At 36.6% G+C, this 23,089-nt stretch carries 20 protein-coding genes and 1 riboswitch; of the genes, 19 read left to right on the forward strand and 1 reads right to left on the reverse strand.

Features of this window, described 5'->3' with window-relative positions; translation table 11 throughout:
- The first annotated feature begins 272 nt into the window (after positions 1 to 272).
- The 10 genes from N7Z68_RS18195 to N7Z68_RS18240 all read left to right on the forward strand — a co-directional run bounded on the left by N7Z68_RS18195 (position 273) and on the right by N7Z68_RS18240 (position 11,543).
- A complete protein-coding gene (locus N7Z68_RS18195; protein ID WP_216831391.1) occupies positions 273 to 410 on the forward strand; it encodes a gallidermin family lantibiotic in 138 nt (45 codons plus the stop codon).
- A gap of 57 nt (positions 411 to 467) precedes the next feature.
- Entirely contained in the window at positions 468 to 605 is a 138-nt protein-coding gene (locus N7Z68_RS18200; RefSeq protein ID WP_216831391.1) for a gallidermin family lantibiotic, read from the forward strand.
- A gap of 242 nt (positions 606 to 847) precedes the next feature.
- Complete coding sequence (locus N7Z68_RS18205) at positions 848 to 2,641, forward strand: ABC transporter ATP-binding protein (protein WP_275119904.1); 1,794 nt, start codon at positions 848 to 850, stop codon at positions 2,639 to 2,641.
- A 40-nt stretch (positions 2,642 to 2,681) separates the two neighbouring features.
- A complete protein-coding gene (locus N7Z68_RS18210) occupies positions 2,682 to 3,995 on the forward strand; it encodes a lanthionine synthetase C family protein (RefSeq protein ID WP_275119905.1) in 1,314 nt (437 codons plus the stop codon).
- 24 nt (positions 3,996 to 4,019) lie between these two features.
- Positions 4,020 to 7,106, forward strand: a complete 3,087-nt coding sequence (locus N7Z68_RS18215; protein WP_275119906.1) for a lantibiotic dehydratase — start codon at positions 4,020 to 4,022, stop codon at positions 7,104 to 7,106.
- 151 nt (positions 7,107 to 7,257) lie between these two features.
- Positions 7,258 to 7,962, forward strand: a complete 705-nt coding sequence (locus tag N7Z68_RS18220) for a lantibiotic protection ABC transporter ATP-binding protein (protein ID WP_275119907.1) — start codon at positions 7,258 to 7,260, stop codon at positions 7,960 to 7,962.
- A 12-nt stretch (positions 7,963 to 7,974) separates the two neighbouring features.
- A complete protein-coding gene (locus tag N7Z68_RS18225) occupies positions 7,975 to 8,730 on the forward strand; it encodes a lantibiotic immunity ABC transporter MutE/EpiE family permease subunit (protein WP_216831386.1) in 756 nt (251 codons plus the stop codon).
- Positions 8,731 to 9,501, forward strand: coding sequence for a lantibiotic immunity ABC transporter MutG family permease subunit (locus tag N7Z68_RS18230; RefSeq protein WP_216831385.1), 771 nt, complete (start codon positions 8,731 to 8,733; stop codon positions 9,499 to 9,501).
- 24 nt (positions 9,502 to 9,525) lie between these two features.
- Positions 9,526 to 10,194, forward strand: coding sequence for a response regulator transcription factor (locus N7Z68_RS18235; protein ID WP_216831384.1), 669 nt, complete (start codon positions 9,526 to 9,528; stop codon positions 10,192 to 10,194).
- Positions 10,185 to 11,543, forward strand: coding sequence for a sensor histidine kinase (locus N7Z68_RS18240; RefSeq protein WP_275119908.1), 1,359 nt, complete (start codon positions 10,185 to 10,187; stop codon positions 11,541 to 11,543). Before N7Z68_RS18235 ends, N7Z68_RS18240 begins: the two co-directional genes overlap by 10 nt.
- A 47-nt stretch (positions 11,544 to 11,590) precedes the next feature.
- On the opposite strand, the gene N7Z68_RS18245 is transcribed toward N7Z68_RS18240, so the two are convergent.
- Positions 11,591 to 11,905 (reverse strand): hypothetical protein, encoded by a 315-nt coding sequence (locus N7Z68_RS18245; RefSeq protein WP_275119909.1) that lies wholly within the window; start codon positions 11,903 to 11,905, stop codon positions 11,591 to 11,593.
- Between the two features lie 748 nt (positions 11,906 to 12,653).
- Here N7Z68_RS18245 and N7Z68_RS18250 point away from each other — a divergent pair.
- The 9 genes from N7Z68_RS18250 (at position 12,654) to N7Z68_RS18290 (ending at position 22,841) form a co-directional block, all read left to right on the forward strand.
- On the forward strand, positions 12,654 to 13,502 hold the full coding sequence (locus tag N7Z68_RS18250) for a DUF72 domain-containing protein (protein WP_275119910.1): 849 nt from the start codon (positions 12,654 to 12,656) through the stop codon (positions 13,500 to 13,502).
- A 69-nt stretch (positions 13,503 to 13,571) separates the two neighbouring features.
- Entirely contained in the window at positions 13,572 to 14,396 is an 825-nt protein-coding gene (locus N7Z68_RS18255; RefSeq protein ID WP_275119911.1) for a sulfite exporter TauE/SafE family protein, read from the forward strand.
- Positions 14,397 to 14,597: 201 nt separating this feature from the next.
- A complete protein-coding gene (locus N7Z68_RS18260) occupies positions 14,598 to 15,995 on the forward strand; it encodes a bifunctional metallophosphatase/5'-nucleotidase (RefSeq protein WP_275119912.1) in 1,398 nt (465 codons plus the stop codon).
- Positions 15,996 to 16,170: 175 nt separating this feature from the next.
- Positions 16,171 to 16,473 carry a YunC family protein gene (locus N7Z68_RS18265; protein ID WP_275119914.1) on the forward strand — a complete coding sequence of 101 codons (303 nt, stop codon included), beginning with the start codon at positions 16,171 to 16,173 and terminating at the stop codon, positions 16,471 to 16,473.
- A gap of 325 nt (positions 16,474 to 16,798) precedes the next feature.
- Complete coding sequence (locus N7Z68_RS18270) at positions 16,799 to 17,905, forward strand: HD-GYP domain-containing protein (RefSeq protein WP_275119915.1); 1,107 nt, start codon at positions 16,799 to 16,801, stop codon at positions 17,903 to 17,905.
- Positions 17,906 to 17,937: 32 nt separating this feature from the next.
- On the forward strand, positions 17,938 to 18,879 hold the full coding sequence (locus N7Z68_RS18275) for a thymidylate synthase (protein WP_275120005.1): 942 nt from the start codon (positions 17,938 to 17,940) through the stop codon (positions 18,877 to 18,879).
- A 289-nt stretch (positions 18,880 to 19,168) separates the two neighbouring features.
- A complete protein-coding gene (locus N7Z68_RS18280; RefSeq protein ID WP_373323194.1) occupies positions 19,169 to 19,657 on the forward strand; it encodes a dihydrofolate reductase in 489 nt (162 codons plus the stop codon).
- Between the two features lie 383 nt (positions 19,658 to 20,040).
- On the forward strand, positions 20,041 to 20,823 hold the full coding sequence (gene yunB, locus N7Z68_RS18285; protein WP_275120006.1) for a sporulation protein YunB: 783 nt from the start codon (positions 20,041 to 20,043) through the stop codon (positions 20,821 to 20,823).
- Between the two features lie 168 nt (positions 20,824 to 20,991).
- Positions 20,992 to 21,167, forward strand: a riboswitch (Lysine riboswitch).
- 141 nt (positions 21,168 to 21,308) lie between these two features.
- A complete protein-coding gene (locus N7Z68_RS18290) occupies positions 21,309 to 22,841 on the forward strand; it encodes a Na+/H+ antiporter NhaC family protein (protein ID WP_275119917.1) in 1,533 nt (510 codons plus the stop codon).
- The last annotated feature ends 248 nt before the right edge of the window (positions 22,842 to 23,089 follow it).

Consider the following 23,089-nt stretch of genomic DNA (forward strand, 5'->3'; position numbering starts at 1 on the left):
TAACATATAGTGGCGGAAGCTACAGGCTTTCGAACGCTTTATCAAAGGCAAAATAATCAAATTACTGGGTGGCAAAACTCTGCACTATTTCTTGCATTTTTCTGCACTTTTTTCTTGCAAAATACAGGTTATTATTTTATTGCAATAGTGAAAAGGAAAATAATATTAATAAGTTTGAGGTTTTTATTTGCCTGCTGGATAAAAGTTTTAACTAATTAATATTAATTGGACTTTAATCTCAATTGTGAAAATCTTGAAAGGAGGTGAAATGGATGCCAAAGTTTGATGATTTCGATTTAAATGTTAAACAAGCTAGTGACAATAATGATGTACAACCTCAAGTTGGAAGTAGATATGCTTGCACTCCAGGATCATGCTGGAAGTGGGTTTGCTTTACAACAACATATTAATAAGGAAGATCATTTCTCACAGACCTTGTATCAACCTATATAAAGGAGGTGATATAGATGCCAAAGTTTGATGATTTCGATCTAAATGTTAAACAGGCTAGTGACAATAATGATGTACAGCCACAAGTTGGAAGTAGATATGCTTGCACTCCAGGATCATGCTGGAAATGGGTTTGCTTCACTACAACGTATTAATTTGTAAATGGATGAATTTTTTAGACACTGCACCAAAGCCTTTAGCACTTGACCCCCGCTATTAATAGACCTTTACATAAATTAATAAAACTTCATTATCTCGGTCTGTTTTAACGAGTTAAGTGCTAAAGCACTTATTAATTAGTCCTTCCGTCTCCTATAAAAAATACATAGAGATTAGATTAAATCATAGGCAAACAATATAAAATAGAAATTCCAAAAAACTAAACGGAATGATAAAAATGGAAAGAGTAAATAAAAATCTAAAGTTAATAAGTAAGACAATTAAATTAATCTTTAATATTACAGGAAGAAACTTTTACTGGGTAATGTTACTTACCCTTTTTACTGGATTATCCCCAGTTATATCAGTTCTTTTGTTTCAACAATTACTAAATGCTATTGAATTAAAACAAAGTACTTTAAACCAATTAAGTATTCTTTTATTTATATATTTAGGCTTTTCGCTTTTTTCATCATGGTTATCAAGCATCTCTTCGTATTTTAATAGTAAATTAAGACTACTGCTCGAATACAAGATCAATTATCTAATAATAGAAAAAAGTAGTCTTTTGTCAATGAAAGATTTTGAAAACTCTGAAGTATACAACAAGTTAACCCGTTTAGAAAATGAAGTAGGGTACAAACCTTTTCAAACTTTCCAAGCATTATTAGGAATTATTTCAGCTGCGGTAACATTTATTTCTTCGGCGATTATTTTAATCTTATGGAAGCCTGCTCTAATTATCATTTTAATCATATTACCGTTTTTATCATTATACTATTATCTAAAAATTGCCCAAGAGGATTTTAAAATTCATTTTGAAAGAAGTAATTCTGAAAGACAGGCATGGTATATCAGCTACTTATTAACACATGATTTCTCTTTTAAAGAAATTAAAATGTATGGTCTGAAAAATTATTTTTTAAAAAGGTTCTGGGCGCTAAAATCTCGTTTTAGAAACCAAGACAATTCGATTAATAAGAAGAAGATGATTTATGGATTTATCTTTAATACTATTCAAGATATTTGTATGGGGGTTGTTGTATTTATAGCTGTCATTAGCGCTTTCACTGGCAAGTTACTAATTGGAAACGTAGCAACATATATCAAATCTATCGGTATGATTCAATCAAATGGTCAAGCCATGGTTAATAACATTTATATGTTATACGAAAGTAACTTATATATGGAGCTATTAGATGAGTTTTTAAGTTTGGAAACGGAAAAAGTAAATTCTGGTGAAGTTACTATTGGTGCTATTAACAGTATTGAATTTAAGAATGTATCTTTTAGTTATAGTGGAACGGATGAATCGTTGAAAAATATCTCTTTTAGTATCAAGAAAGGAGAGTTAGTGGCGATTATTGGTGTAAATGGTTCTGGTAAAAGTACATTGCTTAAACTCATTTGTGGCTTGTATACCCATTACAAAGGACTAATCCTTATTAATGGTATAGATTTACAAATGATCAATAAAGAGAGTTATAGAAAGTGTATAGCAGTCCTCTTTCAAGACTATTTAAAATATGAGTTCACTTTAGGTGATAATGTTACTTTAGGTGATGTTGACAATATCAATGATACTCAAAAAATAAATAAAACATTACAACTTGCTAATGTTGACTTTTTAAAAAATAGTGAGGAATCTTATCGGTTGGATAATCAATTAGGAAACTGGTTTGACGAGGGAACTCAATTGTCTGGAGGACAGTGGCAAAAAGTAGCTATTGCTAGAACCTACTATAGAGATGCATCCGTATTTTTATTAGATGAACCAAGTTCAGCGTTGGATGCAATTTCTGAAAAACGTGTATTTGATAGTTTCTTTAAATTAGCTAATGATCAAATAAGTATGTTTATTACTCATAAGGTTGCAGTAGCAAAGAATGCAGAAAAAATCATAGTAATCAATTTTGGAGAAATAGAAGGGGTAGGAACCCATTCGGAATTAATGAGTAGTTCAGAGGTATATCGTGGGCTATACCAGAAGGATCAAATCGATAGTAATGTAGAGTTGGTGAAAAACTCTTAGTAGAAAGTTAAGAGTGTTACACAAAAGTGAGGTAAGGTAAATGTTAAAAAACGTGACTACAGAACAAAGGTTAAGGCATATTGCAAAGAGATTAACTGATGTAGCATACATTCATATGGAATCGGAAAGAAATGAAGAGAACTATAAAGGCGTAGGACGGATTACGCAAACGTTAAGTCCATTAACTTTGAGTCATGGCTATCCATCATTGTGTGTCCTCTTTAGTAACTTAGGGATAATAGATAACAATATGAATTGGATGGAAAATTCTAATGTTTATGTTGGTGAAATCGTAAAATGGATAAATGAAAGGGGAATACAAGGTGCTTCTTTGTTTTCTGGTACAGCGGGAATTGCATTTGCTATTCGAATAGCAAGTTTGGATGGTCAGTATTATTCAAAACTACAAAGATCATTGGATGAATATTTATATGAACAAATTGATAAAACGTTAGCAGTTATAAAAAAGAAAAAAGCAACTGAGATGTTTGATTATGATGTAGTTGAAGGGTTAACGGGGATTGCTAATTACCTGTTTTTGATTAGGAATGACAATACAAGTGAATTGTTCATTCGAAAGATCCTAGACTACCTCGTAACCTTATCTAGTTACAAAGACTATAACAATTATAAAATACCAAACTGGCATATTCTAAATGAACATTTATTTTCGGACCATGAAAAAGGAATATTTAAAGATGGCATTTTAAATGTTGGGTTGTCACATGGTATAGCAGGTCCACTGATTATTTTAAGCAAGGCATATAATAGAGGTTTAATAGTCGAAGGTCATCTTGAAGCAATAAATAGAATTGTGGGAGACATTCTACGATTAAAAAATCATAATAGCAACAATTGGGGTGGGATGATTAATATTAATAATTATATAGATACCAATATGATTATTAATGAGCCTTCACGCTCTGCTTGGTGTTACGGTACTCCAGGTACTGCTTTTGCATTGCTGTGTGCAGCTGAAGCTTTAAATGATTTGGAATTATTAGGCTTAGCAAAGCAAGCGATGCTTGATTTAATTGGTAAAGAGGAAGGGTTGTTTTCCCCGACATTTTGTCATGGATATGCTGGAATTACTTATATTTACAAGCGGTTTTATGAAAAAACATTAGATATCAGGTTCTTAGAGGAGTCACATAGACTCAAAGAAAAAACATTGGAGTATTTTAATGAAGCGAATTCTTTTGGGTTCTTAGATATTGAGTTAAAAGATAATAATCTATTAAAACTAAACTCCATAGGAATTTTACAAGGAATAACTGGTGTATTATTACCTTTATTATCTTTTGAAGAAAATAGCCCATCTACATGGAGTGCTGCATTTTTATTAGACGATTAGTTTTAGTGTTAAAGGAAGGGTTCAATGATGACATATTTTACACCTATCAATAAATATATGCTAAGAGTACCGTTACAGCCAAACTCATTAAAAGAGAAATATGGAGACCTAGAGAACAATATTGAAAGCATTGCTAATGATAAATATTTTTGTGAACAGATCTTAGTAGCGAGTGAGAATATATATAATTCATTAGTCAATAAAGATTTCAGCGAACTACCAAAGAAGAAACAAAGAAATCTAATTACCTCTTTAGGTAACTATATAAATCGGGCATCAACTAGAACAACACCCTTTGGTTTATTTACGGGAGTTGCAATTCAAGATTTCAGTAAAAATTCGGCTGGTACAAAAACACCTTCTTTTCTAAACTACCAAAAACATAGTCGTATTGACGCGGAATGGTTGTTTAGATTCATAAAGAAGATTGAACTCGAAAATTATTCAATTTTAAAATTTAAAATGAATACAGCGAGTTATCGTATAGGGAATCGACTATATATTCCATATACGTTAAATGGTAAATCGCAACAAATCAATGTTAATTATAGTAAACCTCTAGCGATCATTGAAGAATTGTGTTCAGAGAAGTTGGTAAGTTTTCAGTTGTTAGTACACTCTTTAAAAGAAGAGTATCCTGAAAGAGATATTTCCTCACTAACTGTTTATCTAAAAACATTGATTGAAAAGGAATTTCTTATTTCCGAAGTGCGACCTCCAGTTTGTAATACAGACCTTCTAACATACACCATCAACCAGTTAAAGGAGAATCCAGAATTATATAGTCAATATGGTGAACCACTTGATCAAATTAGCTCGCTAATTATTGAGTATAATAATACCGCAATAGGCGAGGGTACAGAGTTTTATTTGAAAATACAGGAGAAGATGAGAAATATATTCACTTTTCAAAATGAAAAACATTTACAAGTTGATACTGAACTCAAGCTTGACGAACAACTTCTAAGTAAGAAAGAAATTGATAGCATTAATAAATGTATTAATATCTTAATGAAATTTGCATCGAATATTCATTACAAAGATAGCTTTAAGCAACAATTTGAAGAGTATCGGCTGAGGTTTATAGAGAAATTTGGAACGTATGTAGAGGTTCCTATCTATGAAGTAATCGATGAAATAAAGGGTATAGGAGCCTTAAAAGCTTATAGTCACCCTAAAAATAAGTTTACACAAGACCTTCCGGTATTAAACGATGAAACCACTATTCTAAAAAGATATTTTATGGATAAATATTTAGATGCAATTGAAAATAAGCATCCAATCGTTATTACCGAAGAAGAACTAGATGAAATAGGGTTAAAGGTAGACGAAGATCATTTACCTAACTCACTAGAACTTAATTTTATACTTAGAAAAGATAATTGTGGAGAAAATTTGCTTTATTTGGGTCCAAACATCGGATCATCTGAAGCTGGAAAGACCTTCGGTAGGTTTAGTTATATGATGAATGGATGCCAAGATGTATTAGAAGAAATTGAGAAAGAGTTAGCTGATCCTGATGTTGATGATGTGGAGTTAAGCTTTATTCCTTCACATATTAGAATGGCTAATGTTACAAGTGTGAATTCTCCTAGGGAATATAATATTTCTTTATATACTAACTCATATAAGCCAAATCAAGAACTAGCTTTATCTGACATTCTAGTAGGTTTTGACGATCAGTATTTTTATTTAAAAAATAAGAAGAACGGGAGATTACTCAATGTTACTAGTATGAACATGCTTAATTTAAGTTCTACAAGTAATGTTATTCGCTTATTAAGTGATATTTCTTTATATCAAAGCTTAGAATGGAGTAGTACACCATGGAGTGTATATTACCAGGATTTCATACATATCCCTGAAATTAGGTATGAACAAATTACCCTCTCAAACGAGAAATGGAGTTTACAAAGCTTGAGAAAGAAGTTCGAAGGTAAGGCTGATATTGAAACATTTAAAGTGAAATTTGGGGAGTTTAAAAATGTTTATTCTATACCTAATGAAGTTTACCTTCAATTTGCCGATAATCGTATTTTATTAGATCTATCGAAGTCAACAGATTTTAATTTACTATTTAAGAACTTTTTTAAGTTCCCTAGCTTGACACTGGAAAAAGCGGAGGCGGGAAAACCTGGGCTTAGTTTAGGAAAAGAGTCTTACTCTGCAGAAGTTGTTGTTCCATTCGTTCTGAACGAGAAATATCGATTGAAGAAAAAGTCCAAATCTGTTGCACAATATGGAAGTGTATACAAGGAAAATCGGTATCTTCCTTTTAACGATTGGCTGTTTCTTAAATTGTACGGTCCCGAAGATCGACAGGATGAATTGATAGACTTTTTACACTACTTTTTGGTACATCACTTAGGCTGTAATGATTATGAGAAGTTCTTTTTTATGCGTTATAGTGATCCAAAACCACATATAAGATTAAGGTTTAAATCGGTAGATTCAGCTAATTTATTTACAATCTATACAAAGTTGAACACATTCTTTGAGGAATTGCGAAAGGTGAATATATTGTATGAAGTGGAAATTGGTACATATTTCCCAGAGGTTAATAGATATGGTGGACCTTCATTAATTCCGTATGCAGAAGATTTGTTTTATCAGGATAGTTTAGTTGTGATGAATTTACTAGAATATATGAGAACGCATCAATTGAATAAAGAACAAGTAGGTGTTATCACTTTGCTTCACTATTTGAATGATTTCCAAATTTCTTATGATGCGCAGCTACACTTTTTAGAAATAAATTTAAAAAATGATAGTACTTACAAAAAACAATACAAAGAGGAGCCTTTTGACTTTATTAATACTTTAGATTCATATAATAACTGGGATAAGTTTTCTAAACAAGCCGAGGGAGATAAACTGTTAAATATATTAGAGGCTAGGAGAGGGAGTATAACTGCATACCTGGAAAAGATCTCTTCTACTCCTGAACTCACGAGTGATTTATTTAACATCATCGGGAGCGTTATTCATTTACATTTCAATCGATTATTTGTTATTGACCGGGAGTTTGAGGATAAACTCTACTCATATGCTTATCATACGTTATATGGACAAAGAGTTTTAAAAAATATTGAACAAACGGTACAGACTTAACTTACGAATAAAAAAACAGTTCATTTACAAAAATCCTTGTAGATGAGCTGTTCTTTTTTGTGTAAAAAGACTTTGGGGAATTTGATTTTATCTTGAGGTTTAGTTGTTACACTCTCTTTAAATCATAAGAAAAAGGAGTAGTGGAAAGAAGATGACTGATACTTACATGTTGCAGACTAAGGGGTTAACTAAAAAATATAGAAGAGATACGGTCGTTAAAGAACTGTCCTTAAATGTGCGAGGCAACACGATCTATGGTTTGCTTGGACCGAATGGTGCGGGAAAGTCGACTACGCTAAAAATCATTGCTGGCCTCATTAAGCCTACATCTGGAGAGGTTGTGTTTGATGGTCATCCTTGGAGTCGAGCCGATTTAACACACATTGGGTCTTTAATTGAACATGCACCACTTTATGGGAATCTGACCGCTAAAGAAAATCTAGAGGTGATTACTACGATCTTAGGATTACCGAAGCAACGAATTGAAGAAGTGTTAGAAACAGTCGGTCTTACGAATACGGGCAGTAAAAGGGTCATGAATTTTTCTATGGGGATGAAACAACGCCTTGGAATTGCCCTTGCAATTTTAAATCGACCGAGGTTACTGATTTTAGATGAACCGACAAATGGCTTAGACCCGATTGGTATTCAAGAGTTGAGGGAGCTCATTCGGTCTTTTCCAAAGCAAGGAATTACGGTGCTTTTGTCGAGTCATTTGTTATCTGAAGTTGAGCATATTGCAGATGATATTGGCATCATAAGTAATGGGATTTTAGGGTACGAAGGAGAATACGACGTGCATGAGGATTTAGAGACACTCTTTACAAATATAGTAAGAAATCATCGTTCAAAATAGGAGGTGAGATTAGTGATTTTGGATATAAAATCAGAAGTGTTAAAAACGAAACGAACAAAAATGAGAAAAATGCTTTTTATCATTCCTTTGATATGCGCATTCCTTGCATTATCGTTTAACTTTCTCGGCGGCCCAGAAATTATTAGACTGAGTGTGGAAACGATCATTAATCATTGGGGGATCATTTGGCTATCAGTATTTATCGCAGCTGTAGCTGGTCTTCTTAATAACTTGGAAAAAAAATCAACACGCTTTAAAACAACAGTGGGGCTCCCCGTCAATTTAGGCAAGAGAGAACTAACGAGGATCGTATTTTTAGTAGGATTTACTTTTTTAGCGTCGATTTTTTTAATTGTGATCATGACGATTACTAGTTTTGTAATAGAAAGTCCCTTTTTAGTCCCATTGTCCCTATGTATTTTAGCGGTCTTGCTCACATTTATTACTTCACTATGGCAAATCCCTTTTTGCTTATGGCTTTCAAGAAAAACGAACTTTTTCTTTACCTTACTTTTTAATAGTATGCTTAATCTGAATTTGGGTACTCTTTTTGCTCCCACTGAAGATTGGTGGTTGGTACCGTATGCTTGGCACTTAAGAGTCCAAATGCCTTTAACGAAGCTCCATTCCAATGGTATCCCACTGCCAGAGGATAGTGAACTTCTAAGTTTTTCTGTTATACCCGTCGCTATTACAATAAGTCTATTACTCTTCTTCCTTCTTACACTATTAGCCGTATGGTCGTTCAGAAAATTAGAGGTGAGGTAGATGCTTGAATTCATACGATGTTTTTTAGCTGAATTTAAAAAAAGAAAGCGAAGTTTATTTTTAGTATTACACCTTATCGTTCCACTCTCACTATCTGGAGCTTTGATCGTTTATATGCTCGGAAGAAGTGATACTTTAAGTGCAGCGGCTAGCTATAAAATTTTCTTTGAGCTTATAGGAGTAGGGACACCTGTTATCATAGCGATTATTTGTGGTATGGTCGCAGATTCAGAAGGCGATGCAGGAAATTTTCAAAATATGATCGGACGAACACGAAGTAAAATAGTAACGTTTATTAGTCAAATTAGCATGATGCTAGTCTCTTATTGGTTTGCTATACTTTTAACTATCACGATTTATGTGTTCGGTATACAGTATATGGTAGGGATAGAGGGAATTGATTTTACGGTTTTCTTATGGGCGGGGCTAATTTTTAGTCTTACTGTTGTTTTCCAATATTTTTTCTATCATATGATTGCTTACAAACATGGAGTGGGCATAACGAGTATTTTCGGGTTTGCAGGATTAATTATTGCTGCTCTCGCAATGACTACAATTGGAGATAATATTTGGCCTTACTTACCGTGGGCATGGGGCGATCGCTTTATTGAGCAACTTATAGTTATTCCTCAATTAAATGGAATAGTGATTTCAGATCAATTCAACCTCGTAGTAAGAGGAAGTATTACGGCATTTCTACTAACAACTATGATTATTCTCTGGAGTATGGTTTGGTTCAATCGTTGGTCAAATCGAAAAACGATTGATTAATAAATGACGAAAAGGTGTTAAACAATGGCTAATATATTAACGATTGATGATGATGCAGCGATTTTAAGGCTAATCACAAAAATGTTAAAAATGAAAAACCATGAAGTAACAGGTCTTCAAAGTTTGAAAGATTTGACGTTAGAAGAGATAAATAATTTTGATCTCATTTTACTTGACGTCATGATGCCTGATGAAGATGGTTTTCAAATATGTAAGAGAATAAGGCCGTTCATTAATATCCCGATCATATTCATGACTGCAAAAAGTGATGAAAACTCAATCATACAAGGGCTAACGATTGGCGGCGATGACTATATATTAAAGCCTTTTAGTATTCACGAAGTCAATGCACGTATTGAGGCTCACTTGCGCAGGGAGCATCGACCGAAAAAGCAAAATACGAATACATTTATTGATGGTGATATTCTTCTAGACTTGGCTGCTAAAAAAATCATTATTCGTGGAGAAGAGGTTGGCTTCACTAAAACCCAATATAATATCTGTGAACTGTTGGCCTTAAATAAAGGGAAGGTTTTCTCAAAAGACTACATTTATGATGCCGTGTACTCTTTAGAAAGTGAATCTCAAATTTCAACTGTCATTGAACATATCAGGATGATACGGAAGAAGTTTGCACAGTTTGATTTGGCCCCAATTCATACAGTTTGGGGTGTAGGGTATATATGGGAATAAGAAATACGTTATCAGTATACTTTTTTAAATGGATACTTAGTATTGGTTTTGTGGGTGTTTGTATTATACTTCTCAATGTTGGTATCGTCACATGGGGGTTGAATAACAATGTGTTTCTCCCAGCCAATGAACCTATAAAACAAGCGGAAAAAATCAAGGATATCATAGAAAATTCGGATCGTATTGATCCTGCTATTATACCTCCACAATTAGACTATGCAATTTTCAATAAAGAAACGAACCAAATTGTGCATACTAATTTAAGCTCAAGAAATATGGAAAAGGCCCAAAAGGCATATATAAATAATCAATACGGAAAATCTAATTCTTATTTGCGGTATGATAGCCAAAATGAAAGTCTCATGATCCGTTATACGTTAAAAATTCAGTTTGCCAATTTAGAGTTAAGGCAGGCAATCCCAAACCCTGGAGTTATTCTCCTAATTTTAACTATTATCGTATTTTGTACGTATTTAGTTTACAATATAAGGAGATTTTCGCGACTTATTATTGAGGAAAATCAAAAGTTAATTCATGTCGCTCGTAAAATAAAAGAAAAAGATTTAAATATTCAGTTCCCAGAAGTTACGTTTAATGAGTATAAAGATGTCATGGGTGCTATGGAAAATTTATCAGAAGCATTAGTTAAATCTATTGAAAACGAAATCGAAAGTAAGAGATCAAAGGCTGAACAAATTAGCTATTTAATACACGATATTAAAATCCCATTAACTGTCATAAAAGGGAATGTTGAATTGCTCGAAATAGATAGGAATGAGGAGTCCGAAGAAACTTTTAGTGATATCCAGAATGCTATAAAACAGATAGAAAGTTATATACAAGAGGTTATTGATATTAACCTGAATAATAAGGAACTTAAATTGAATAAAGAAGAAATTACCGTTAATGAGTTTTTGGAAAAAGTAGAGTGTGAAGTAAAAAAGCTCGGTGTTCATAACTTAATCGTGGAAAATAATTCAGAAAAAGGGACGACGCTATATATCGATATCGATCTGGTGATTAGAGCCCTCAATAATATCTTACTCAATGCAATTGAGCGAACTCCTCCACATGAGAAAGTTCAATTAATCGTTAGGCAAGATGAAAATTCGATCCAATTTAATGTCATTGATGGTGGACCTGGTTTCACCGAAGAAGCATTGAAAAGAGGAACAGAGCTATTTTACACAGAAAACGTTGAGCGAACGTCCAACAATCACTATGGTTTAGGCCTAACCTTTACAGAAAGAGTCATCAAGCAGCATAACGGAAAATTAAAACTTAGCAATAATGCCAATCACTCTGGCGACGTCCAAGTGAAGCTACCGCTGCGTCCCGCGCCACATTGACACGAACGGTGCCAGGCACCTAATAGGGTGCCTGGCACCATTTATTACTAATAATCTGGGGATATATAACCCTCTGGAAAGGGGATTTGATTTTTATTACCGTTAAACCAACCAGCTACTGTCTGGACCCCACCTTTAAAGTGTCGACTAATTGTTTGTTTATCTTCGCCTTTACCGATTTTAATTCCGTCAAGCAAGTACGATGCTGCAACCGATACACCAACAGAAACTCCCACTAGGACAGGGGCTCCTGCAGTTACAACAAGTGCTGAAGCTAGTGCGCCTGATGCAATAGTTGCAGCTCCTATACCAACATCAACGGCTGCATCACCAACTGTTTTGCTAAGGCTAGCACCAGACATTAAGGGAACTGAGAGGCCCTTATTAAGCAAAAAACACTAACTTTTAATGAAAAGGGAACTCACAAGCCCTTATATTACCGTTTCAACCAAGAATTTCTGTAATTGATAGTCAATAAGGACCATTGAGTGCCATAATGTGAATATATTTGGGAAGTTTATTTCTCTGGAAACCCACCCCCACTTATCATGGCTAGAAGCAGAAGTTGTAAGGTATGCACGGCGACTAATCAGACCAATAACACCACTAGAAATTGCAATCCATTAAAAATAGGTATTCGTCACGCTCGGCGCATTTTACATCATCTCACCAATCTTCAAATTTTAGTCATAGCTAGCGGAAATAAACGCGCTCGTTCCTATCAACTGAAATCAGCATCTCCATTCTAAGATGGATAACGCACAATAAGTGAACTGTAGCCACTTTAATACTCACCCCACCGATTTCCACTACAATTCAACATTAGCATCTCATCCTACATCAACAGCCTACTTTTCATCAACAACCTAATGCACTTCAACAGCCTACTTTTCATCAACATCCTAATGCACATCAGCATCCCAATCCTACATCACCACCTCAATTTCTAACTTTCCTCTATCAAGTTATTATTCCGCTTCTTGTTAAAAATCTCGTCTCCATAATGTTCATACAAACGGCACTTTCCAATAGCAGACCCTAACTATTGTGAACATCAGAAAAACAGTAGTATGATATACATATCCATCATTTTGGCAAAGAGGGATTGCGATGATTTACATAGGTTTAACAGGGTGGGGCGACCACGATGATCTATATGAAGGAACGAGGCCTCAGGATAAGCTGCGAACGTACAGCAGTCATTTTCCTGTCGTAGAAGTCGATTCCTCATTTTATGCGATACAACCTGTTCGTAATTATGAAAAATGGATACGTGAAACGCCAGTATCCTTTCAATTTGTGGTAAAAGCTTATCAGGGCATGACAGGGCATCAGCGGGGAGAAATTCCGTTTCAATCGAAAGAGGAGATGTTCCAAGCGTTTCGCGAATCGGTTGAGCCGTTAGTTCGGGAAAAACGGTTAGCAATGGTCTTGTGTCAGTTTCCACCGTGGTTTGATTGCCGCAAAGAAAATGTTCAATATATACGCTATGTTAAGGGACAGCTTCAAGGTCTTCCAGTTGCACTAGAATTCCGCCATCAATCATGGTTTACTCCAGATATGAAGGAGAAAACAGTAACGTTTATGAAGGAGGAACAATGGATCCACAGCATCTGTGACGAACCGCAAGCGGGTACTGGCAGTGTCCCGATCGTACTAGAAGCTACTGACGAACAGAAGACTCTCATACGGTTTCATGGCCGCAATTACTACGGCTGGCGCGATCCGGGTGACGGAAATTGGCGCGATGTCCGTTATTTATATAATTATAATGATGAGGAGCTTCGTGAATGGGTTGAAAGGGTAAGGCAGCTTGAACAGTCTACAAAAAACATCTACATCCTTTTTAATAATAATTCCGGTGGAGATGCCGCTGAAAATGCAAGACGGTTTCAAGCGATGCTCGGTATCGAATATGAAGGGCTTGCCCCTAGACAATTAACGTTATTTGATGAATGATATGAGTATTTCATTTTATACTTGAAAGAAGAGTAAGCAAGCGCAGATAAAGAAAGTTGGGGAAAAGGTATGGAATGGATCGTTTTAGTTATTTTAGGGCTCATAGCCGGGACATTAGGCAGTTTAATGGGCTTAGGCGGCGGGATTATTGTTGTGCCCGCTTTAATGGTTCTGAGTGGTTACATTGGAATATTAGCCGGTATCACTCCACAAGTGGCGGTTGGTACCTCTTTACTGATTATGATTTTTACAGGAGCGTCCTCCACCCTCGCTTATATAAAGCAGAAGAAAGTAGACTACATCAGTGGGTCGATTTTTTTAATTGGGAGTATTCCAGGAGCGTTGTTTGGAGTTTATTTAAACAAAGGAATTGAAGTTTCCAGCTTTCTTATTTATTTTGGACTTTTTATTATTATTGTTTCTTTTATTTTAATGATAAGAAAGTATTTAAAGCCGATTAAAGTAGGAAAAAAAGGGGTTAAACGAGAATATGTGAATGACTTAGGGGAAACCGTTCAATATGGATTCAGTCCTTGGCTTGCTATTCCGATTGCCTTTATTGTTGGCATGTGTTCGGGACTATTTGGAATCGGCGGCGGTTCGCTCATGGTACCTGCAATGATCTTACTCTTCGGGTTTCCGGCTCATATGGCTGTTGCAACATCAATGTTCATGATTTTCTTTTCAGCTATTTCTAGCTCCATTTCTCATATCGCTTTAGGCAACGTCGATTGGCTGTATGCGATAGCGTTAATTCCAGGAGCATGGATCGGTGGAAAATTAGGGGCCGCCATCGGTCAACGATTAAAAAGTGATACATTAGTTATGTTTTTACGAATTTTCTTAGTGATTATTGGTGCGAGATTAATTTGGCAAGGATGGATGGTAGGGTAAATTTCCTTTCGTGTTAGTTTAGTTTGGCTTACCGTGCTAATGTTAAATACGTAAGCCTTTCAGGGATTGAGAGGTTGAAAATTTGTCTTGTCGGGAATGTATGAGAAATACCTTGGCATATAAAATTATATTCGGCTTTTTCAAAAGCAACATCATCCATTAACGCTGACAGCGCGACAATTATAAAAAGGAGGCTTTGTAGTGTCTTCTGAGCAGACTCTATTTATTTATCATACGAACGATATACATAGCCATTTTGAACATTGGCCAAAAATAGTTGAATTTATAAAAAAGCAACGGAGCTTTCATGAACGAAAGCAAGAGAATATGCTGTATTTTGATATTGGAGATCATGCGGACCGGTGTCATCCAATGACAGAGGCAACAGAAGGTAAAGGAAATGTTGAATTGTTGAACCAAGCAGGAGTTCAGGCGGTCACAATCGGAAATAACGAGGGCTTAACTTTTTCGAAAGGCACGTTGAACGAGTTGTATGAAGATGCCCAATTTCCTGTTTTAGTAGCAAATTTGTTTGACGAACACGATGAGGTGCCGGCTTGGGCAAAGCCCTATCACTACATCACGTTAAACAATGGAATAAAAATTGCTGTAATCGGGATGACAGCTCCATTTTTTCCTTTCTACGATAAACTAGGCTGGCGAATTGTTGACCCCTTTGAAATCTTACCTAATCTCGTCACAAAAGTTCGTGCTGAAGCCGACTTTGTGATTTTCTTATCACACCTCGGCTTCCCGGCAGATCAAGAGATAGCGGAGCACATTGAAGGAATTGATGTTATTTTAGGGGCGCATACCCATCACGTTCTGCAATCAGGCAAAAACATAAAAGGTACATTCATCGGCCAAGCGGGGAAATTCGGTTTTCATATTGGGCAAATGAAGCTTGTAATCAATGAAAAAACAAAGGAAATTGTCGATATTGAAATGGCGGCTATTGAGACGCCGACAATGCCACAATCCAAGGAAACACAGGAGCTTTTAGAGCGTCTTGACGAAAAACAACGTCACATAATGAACGAAGAGGTTGCGATGCTGCCGTATGATTTACCGGTTAAATGGTTTGACCCTTCAAAGGGTCCGGAGCTGTTAGCAGAAGCATTAAAAGATTGGTGTAATACGAAAATCAGCATGGTGAATTCAGGGGTTCTGCTTGATAGTCTTTCAAAAGGCGGTATTTCAAGAGGGGATGTTCATCGAATTTGTCCTCATCCGATTAACCCATGTATTGTTACTATGCGCGGAGACCGCTTGAAAGAAACGATCTTGCATTCTTTTACTGACCGGATGCAGCGCCTTGAATTAAAAGGATTTGGCTTTCGCGGCGAAGTTCTAGGGCGAATGGCATTCTCAGGAATTGAGGTTCATACTAAAAAGTTAGCAGACCAAGCAGAACACGTAGAACGGATTCTGATTGACGGACAACCGATTGATATGAAAAAAGAGTACCAATTAGCAACTCTTGATATGTTTACATTTGGAAAGCTGTATCCCGCTATCGCGGAGTCCACGTCTAAAGTTTTCTTTATGCCAGAGCTTCTTCGGGATGTTTTCTTATGGAAGTTAAAGCAAATTAGGTAATCAACCAACCTTTGCACTTTTTCGTCTGTTTTTCATATTGTATAACGAGGATAAGTCAAACGCCTTGTGGAGATTTATCTTCATGAGCAACCACGTGGTTTTGTTCTAGAGACTTGTTCTGGATGGATCGAGGCTATGGAACAAATGCATATCCGAAAAACGGAGGAGTGATACTGTGCTTGAAATGAATCCAATTTCAATCGAGGGTCATACCTTCATTGCTGTTACCCTTAAGCTTCCAAAAACGAACTTTATGGCAGTAATGAGTGATAAAGGATATATTATGTGCGGGGCACTTGACGTTGCACTGTTAAATGAAAAGCTAAAAGAGCGTAAAATTATAGCAGGTCGTGCCGTTGGTGTTCGTACAATCGATCAACTACTCGAGGCTCCCCTTGAGTCCATTACATTAGAAGCTGAAGCTGTAGGTGTTAAAGCAGGAATGAAAGGTAAAGATGCATTGTTAAAGATGCTCTAACTCAACAAGTTGATACAGATCCATGTTTAATAAAGAGGCTGACGGATTTTTCGTTGGTCTCTTTTGTATTGGGTAAAAAGTCTTGCACATCTGTACCAATATTATCCATTCCCCTCAACTGTAGTCCTGAATTTTAATCAACCAGTGAAAAGAGAGTTAACATATGTCTACACTAATGATACCCTTGAAATGTCGAAATTTCATACAATTTGTAGATGAATGTTAAACAAGAGCAATTTTCAAATAAGAAGGTTCCGGTAAGTTTGAATGTGCCGGGATCATTCATATAGTATTGTAAATCATTGAATTGGAGCAGGAGCAACCCATGAGACTAATAGCAACTAAATCACTCACTGAAAATACTTGCCTTGCAAAGCCGATTATTAACGATAATGGGCAAGTCCTTTTACAGCAAGGTGTTCCCTTAACGTCGCGTATGATTGAGCGTTTAATTGAGAAGGGAATTACTTTTGTTTATATTGAGGACGGACTCACACAAGATGTAGAAGACACTGAAGTGATTTCTGACAAAGTTCGTTTTCAAGCAATTGGTACAATCAAGTCTGAGTTTAATAAAATTTGTGATGACCAAACGTTAAGAAAATCTTTCCATAATGCCCATCTCAGTCAAAACTTCTCAAAAATCATTCAGTCTATTTTATCTGAAGTAAAAGAGAATTCGAAAGCTATTTCCCTACTATCTGATGTTTTTGTTTATGACTCCTATATTTTTACCCATTCATTAAATGTTACTATATATACATTAGCACTTGCTTTAGAGTTGAATTATAACGAGAAACAGTTGATGGAGGTTGGATTAGGTGCGATCCTGCATGATGTCGGAAAGATGGATATCCCGACGGAAATTTTAAATAAACCAGGCAAGTTAGATTACGAAGAGTTTTTAGTCATTAAAAAACACGCACAAGCTGGCTATGAACTATTGAAAGACCAACCAAACATTTCTTTATTAACTGCACACTGTGCATACCAACATCATGAACGTAACGATGGGTCTGGTTATCCTCGTGGGATTAAAGGAGATGAGATCCATCCGTATGCAAAAATCATTGGCATTTGTGATGTGTTCGATGCGGTAACCTCGAATCGGGTCTACCGTCGAGCTATGCTTCCTCATGAAGCGCTTGAATTGTTGTACTCTGGGGTAGGAACATTGTATGATAAAGAATTGATAGAGGCATTTCAAAGAACCATTGCGATGTACCCAGTAGGTATTACAGTCGGTTTAAGTGACGGCAGGGAAGGTATTGTCGTAAAACAAAATAAACAGTTATCTGCACGTCCAATCATTCGAATTACGAAGGAGAATGACCGCCAAGTTACACCGTATGACATTAACCTGATGACATGCGTTAATGTAACGATCACATCGTGTGAAACGGTACTAGCCAATAAAGAAGTAAAAGTTTAAAGGGGGCTGCATGTAAGTTGAGTACAAGTGAAATGAATTATCTTCAACTATGTAGACATGTACTTGAAAATGGAACAAAAAAGGAAGATCGAACAGGAACGGGTACCATGTCCATTTTTGGCTACCAAATGCGTTTTGAACTAAATGAAGGTTTTCCATTATTAACGACCAAACGTGTTCCTTTTCGACTCATAGCTAGTGAATTGCTGTGGTTTATGAAAGGCGATACGAATATCCGTTACCTATTACAAGAAAACAATAATATTTGGAATGAGTGGGCGTTTGAGCGTTGGGTATCAAGTGAAGAGTATGAAGGTCCAAACATGGATAACTTCGGATTACGCTCGCAACAAGACGATGAATTTAGGCTGCAGTACGAAGAACAATTAGAATTGTTCAAAAGCCGTATTCTGAATGATGACACATTTGCTGAAAAATACGGAGATTTAGGACAAGTCTACGGAAAGCAATGGAGAGCATGGCAAACGTCAGCAGGAGAAACATTGGACCAATTAGCGGATGTCATTGAAACGATTAAGAAAAATCCATCTTCAAGACGCCTGATCGTGTCTGCATGGAATCCAGAAGATGTTCCATCCATGGCATTACCGCCATGTCATACACTGTTTCAATTTTATGTTTTAGACGGAAAGTTATCATGCCAACTGTATCAAAGAAGTGGAGATATTTTCCTGGGTATTCCTTTTAATATTGCAAGCTATGCCTTGCTAACTCATTTGATTGCCCATGAATGTGGCTTACAAGTCGGTGAGTTTATTCATACGTTAGGGGATGCTCACATTTATTTAAATCATATGGAACAAGTGGAAACGCAGTTAAGCCGAGAGCCAAAACCGCTACCTAAGCTTGTATTGAATGAAAATGTGAAGTCGGTGTTTGATTTTGAAATGGAGGATATCTCCATTGAAGGATACGACCCTCACCCAACGATTAAAGCGCCTGTTGCGGTTTAATGTTGTGGCACTTTAATGTAAGTGCCGCTAGTAAAGTAACTTAGCGGACACTAGGGCCGTTATTTTAGCAAAAACCCTATTTTTTAAAAGGTAAGAGGACTCAGAAGCCGTTATTTGAGTTTCTCCATGATGATTTTTATAAAAATCCTGCAAATAAGAGCCTCACAGTCCGCTAACCGCTACAAAAGGGTGTTTTTCTTTAAAATAAGGTCCTCAGAGTCCGCCAAAAAAGAAACATGAAACGTTTTAGTGCAATATTATGATTTTCGTACTTTGAAAGGGGTTCATTTTGTTGATTTCATTTCTAGTTGCGATGGACAATAACCGTGTGATCGGTAAGGATAACGATTTGCCGTGGAGTCTACCTGCGGATCTGGCGTATTTTAAAAAAGTGACGATGGGACACCCGATCGTCATGGGGCGGAAAACGTATGAGTCGATCGGACGACCATTACCGGGGCGGGAAAATATTATCCTCACGCGTAATCGAGAATATAGTGTAGATGGTTGTACCGTTCTTCACTCGTTAGCAGATGTGAAACAAGTTGTTGATGCGAACGATAAAGAGACGTTTATTATCGGTGGTGCTGAAATTTTTAAAGAGGCTTTTCCAATCGCGGACAAGTTGTATATCACACATATCGATGAAGAATTTGATGGCGATACGTATTTTCCAGCGTTTAGTGATCATGAGTGGAAAGAAGTGTCGAGAGAAAAAGGGATAAAGGACGAGAAAAATCCGTATGATTATTACTTTACCGTTTATGAAAGAAAGTAACGAAGGGTGTTTACCTGTGATACTCTTTTTTTTAGGAAAAAGGAAATTATGAAGATGTCTAGCTTCAGCGCCCAGCGACTAGCGAGACTTTGCTAACCTCCTTGCGATAAGTCAACAGCGACTCAGTAACATTCACTGTGTTTCTTTTAACAAATACGATGCGCTCCAGTCTGTACGTCGCTAAACGGGCGCTTGCTCTTTTCTTAGGCAGCCAGCTGCAACTTGATGTCGTATGAAAATTAAACGTTTCTTATAAATTTCAGGTCAAGGCCGTCCCCCTCTTGCATATATTTCTTGCAAAGGGGGTTTTTGGTGTGGTTCGTTTTAGACAGCGTGGGGTGTGGAAAGGCCCTCTCCTTAAAAGAAAAAGAGGGAATGGTCCTCTGTTTAATCAAAATTCAGGGAGGAAAGGTCCTCTCCCATTTCGTTATGTTTTGTTGTTATCATTTGTTATATTTGTGGTCCTAACGGCTCAAGGGCTCTGGCTGGTGGAGAAAGGTATTCGGCCGACGCTAATTCATATTGCCAAAACCGAAACGCAGGTGTTAGGAACGGAAGCCATTAATGATGCAATTTCTAAGAAAATTGCTGAGCAGTTAGATATGGAGGAGTTGCTGATTATTGAGAAAGATCAAAATGGAGATATCTCCTCGATTACATTTAACTCGGCTATTGCCACTCGTGTTCAAGCGGAGGCGACACAACGGGTTCAACGTTATTTAAGACTAATGGAACAAGGCCGAGTGCATGAGATGGTCCTTCCTGATGGTGTGGAAGTTGATTTTAACCAAGAGGTTTATACACAAGACGGCATTATTTATACTATTCCGTTAGGTCAAGCAACAAACAATGCTCTACTTGCTCATTTAGGTCCGCAAATTCCGGTTCGTTTTACAGCGATTGGGGATGTAAAGGCGAATATGAGGCATCAAGTAGAAAATACAGGCATCAATAATACGATGTTATCCTTATATTTGGATCTGCAGGTCGATGTTAAAATCGTTATTCCGTTTGCTACAGATATGGAAGTTGTTAGGACGTCTATTCCGATTGGTATGACATTAGTTCCAGGGAAAGTTCCAGAATATTATAATGTGGGCGGAACGGGGCCAGCACCAACGTTTATTAGAGAATCCGATATTCAGGATGCTGTAAGAGATAATTAAATCCGTGATCTATGGAGTTTTACTAAAGTGAACTCTTGTTGAAAATAGCCCATAGGAGGTGTTATCTTCTGCTGAAAATAGCAGAAATTACAATTGGCGTTTTTTTAGAATGATGCTATACTATAGCGTGGTCAATGACAAAGTGAATAGTTACACCTCATCAAGTCATGATGAGGTAGAGGCGCAAGTTTCAATAGTAATCAGTAGGAGGATGACAACTGTGAGTATTGATGAAAGGGAAACTTGCCGAAGCGATAGTATTCGTCAACGTACTTTTTGCTGGGGTTGCATTGAATAAGTGTAACACTGTCACAGCACTATTGCTGTGGAGAACTACTTTAGTTGATGGGGAGCCAATAGATGATTGATTATAGAGGCTTACTCAAATGATAGAGTCACCACTTCAACTAGGTTTGAAGTGATTGACGCTTTAGAGTAAGCCTTTTTTTTGGTTCCAAATTTTTAAAAAAATAGGAGGTTAAAAGATGGAAACATCGATTTTATCATTAATTCCTCCCGTGCTCGCGTTAGTCTTAGTTATTGTAACGAGACGTGTATTGATTTCGCTAGGGGCGGGGATTATTGCCGGTGCGTTATTACTTAATGGATTTGATCCGATTAGTTCTTTAACGCAAATTTTTACGATTGTCGCAGCGATTTTCTATGTTGACGGTGCAATCAATGATTGGGAGCTTTACATTATCTTTTTCTTATTATTATTAGGAATGCTAGCTTCATTAATTGCTTTATCAGGTGGAAGCCGTGCGTTCGGTGAGTGGGCGCTTCAACGCGTAAAAACAAGAGTAGGTGCTCAATTAGTTACAGTGGTGTTAGGTATTATTATCTTTATTGATGATTATTTTAATAGTTTAACAGTTGGAAATGTGAGTCGTCCTTTAACTGACCGCCACCGAATTTCACGTGCAAAGCTAGCGTATCTCGTTGACTCGACATCTGCTCCAATGTGTGTCATTTCACCGATTTCTAGTTGGGGCGCGTATATTATCGCCATCATCGGCGGTATATTAATGACGCATAGTGTGACTCAATATCAAGCTCTTCAGGCGTTTTTAATTATTGTTCCAATGAACTACTATGCCTTATTTGCTGTACTGCTCGTACTTGCAGTGGCTTGGTTTAAGCTTGATTTTGGTGCGATGAAAAAGCACGAAAGGTTAGCCATTGAAACAGGAGAAGTGGTAGATAAAGCAAAAGGAACGCCTCCAGGAGAAAACATGGATGTGCAGCCTGTAGAAAATGGTAAAGTAAGAGACCTCGTATTACCAATTATCACTTTAATTGTTGGAACGGTTTTATTTATGATTATTACAGGAATTCAAGGAACAGAAGGAACAGCAACGCTTCTTGAAATCTTTGAAAATACCGATGTGGCTGCAGCTCTCGTTTACGGTGGCTTACTTGGATTAGCGGCGGCTGTTATTTTAACATTATCGAAAAAAGTAGCAGCGAAAGACTTTGGAATTGGCTTGTGGGCAGGTATTAAATCGATGCTTCCGGCGATCTATATTTTAATTTTTGCATGGACGATTATTGAAATTATTGGAGATCTAGGAACAGGGGCTTATCTAGCAACGTTGATTGACGGGAATATTCCACTTGCGCTTTTACCTGTGATTATCTTTATTGTTGCTGGTGCCATGGCGTTTTCTACAGGAACATCTTGGGGAACGTTCGGTATGATGTTGCCAATCGCAGGTGATATTGCAGCAACATTAGATATTACGATGCTGCTTCCAATGCTGGCAGCGGTATTAGCTGGTGCGATTTTCGGTGACCATTGTTCACCAATTTCAGATACGACGATTCTGTCATCAACGGGAGCGGGAAGCCATCATATTGACCACGTCATCACACAGCTTCCTTATGCTCTTCTAGTTGCTTTAATTTCAATTGTAGGCTTTTTAGTCCTTGGGATTACAGGCAGTATGTTGATCGGTTTTATCGCTGCATTTGGTGCTTTTATCGTAACAGTTATCGTTTTAAAGAAAATAGTATAAGGACTAGAAAAATAGAGGCTAACTTTAGTCTCTATTTTTTTCGATTAATTTCGACAAAGCTATTTACAAACTAGGACAAACTTATTATAATAAAAAAACAAATTATCTGAATATTAGTAAAAGAAAGGAGAACGAACTGTAGGATTCGTAGTAGCTGTTTAGAAGTGCTATGAAATTCGTCTGAGTTGAATATTCATAATATTTTTAAAAATAATATATTTCGCTAGACTATCTTAGAAAAAGTAGAA

Source organism: Alkalihalobacterium chitinilyticum (assembly GCF_029028005.1).
Taxonomy (GTDB): domain Bacteria; phylum Bacillota; class Bacilli; order Bacillales; family Bacillaceae_F; genus Alkalihalobacterium; species Alkalihalobacterium chitinilyticum.

Excerpts from the sequence above, each read along its gene's own strand:
- N7Z68_RS18235 (WP_216831384.1), top strand. The coding sequence starts at position 9,526 with ATGGCTAATATATTAACGATTGATGATGATGCAGCGATTTTAAGGCTA.
- N7Z68_RS18245 (WP_275119909.1), bottom strand. The coding sequence starts at position 11,905 with ATGTCTGGTGCTAGCCTTAGCAAAACAGTTGGTGATGCAGCCGTTGAT.
- N7Z68_RS18230 (WP_216831385.1), top strand. The coding sequence starts at position 8,731 with ATGCTTGAATTCATACGATGTTTTTTAGCTGAATTTAAAAAAAGAAAG.
- N7Z68_RS18220 (WP_275119907.1), top strand. The coding sequence starts at position 7,258 with ATGACTGATACTTACATGTTGCAGACTAAGGGGTTAACTAAAAAATAT.
- N7Z68_RS18255 (WP_275119911.1), top strand. The coding sequence starts at position 13,572 with ATGGAATGGATCGTTTTAGTTATTTTAGGGCTCATAGCCGGGACATTA.
- N7Z68_RS18210 (WP_275119905.1), top strand. The coding sequence starts at position 2,682 with ATGTTAAAAAACGTGACTACAGAACAAAGGTTAAGGCATATTGCAAAG.
- N7Z68_RS18275 (WP_275120005.1), top strand. The coding sequence starts at position 17,938 with ATGAATTATCTTCAACTATGTAGACATGTACTTGAAAATGGAACAAAA.
- N7Z68_RS18200 (WP_216831391.1), top strand. The coding sequence starts at position 468 with ATGCCAAAGTTTGATGATTTCGATCTAAATGTTAAACAGGCTAGTGAC.
- N7Z68_RS18205 (WP_275119904.1), top strand. The coding sequence starts at position 848 with ATGGAAAGAGTAAATAAAAATCTAAAGTTAATAAGTAAGACAATTAAA.
- N7Z68_RS18195 (WP_216831391.1), top strand. The coding sequence starts at position 273 with ATGCCAAAGTTTGATGATTTCGATTTAAATGTTAAACAAGCTAGTGAC.
- N7Z68_RS18215 (WP_275119906.1), top strand. The coding sequence starts at position 4,020 with ATGATGACATATTTTACACCTATCAATAAATATATGCTAAGAGTACCG.
- N7Z68_RS18240 (WP_275119908.1), top strand. The coding sequence starts at position 10,185 with ATGGGAATAAGAAATACGTTATCAGTATACTTTTTTAAATGGATACTT.
- N7Z68_RS18250 (WP_275119910.1), top strand. The coding sequence starts at position 12,654 with ATGATTTACATAGGTTTAACAGGGTGGGGCGACCACGATGATCTATAT.
- N7Z68_RS18270 (WP_275119915.1), top strand. The coding sequence starts at position 16,799 with ATGAGACTAATAGCAACTAAATCACTCACTGAAAATACTTGCCTTGCA.
- N7Z68_RS18290 (WP_275119917.1), top strand. The coding sequence starts at position 21,309 with ATGGAAACATCGATTTTATCATTAATTCCTCCCGTGCTCGCGTTAGTC.